Origin of the sequence: Streptococcus sp. CCH8-C6, from assembly GCF_001557225.1 — a bacterium.
Lineage (GTDB): Bacteria > Bacillota > Bacilli > Lactobacillales > Streptococcaceae > Streptococcus > Streptococcus sanguinis_C.
The window spans coordinates 1-223 of sequence record NZ_LSJN01000006.1 but is presented as its reverse complement, the minus strand read 5'-3'; the positions used below and the strand labels follow the sequence as shown (position 1 = coordinate 223).

The following is a 223-nucleotide window of genomic DNA, read 5'->3' as shown; positions in this document are numbered from 1 at the left end:
GGGCTGGCGCCCTGGCTGTCGCTGGCCCGCGACCCCGAGGTCTACGACCGCTTCGAGACCGTGGTGGTGACCCACACCGTCCGCGAGGTGGCCGACCTCAACTACGCCGACCTGTTCGCCGAGCTGCCCAAGGACGAGGTCCTGGGCGAGCTGATCGACGGAAAGCTCAGGTACTATCCCACCGTGACCCGAGAAGAGTTCCGGACCAAGGGGCGGATCACCG

The 223-nt window shown here is 67.7% G+C and carries 1 pseudogene; it reads left to right on the top strand.

Features of this window, described 5'->3' with window-relative positions:
- Positions 1-223, top strand: a pseudogene (locus AX677_RS09390) (ferredoxin--NADP reductase); the annotation flags it as partial.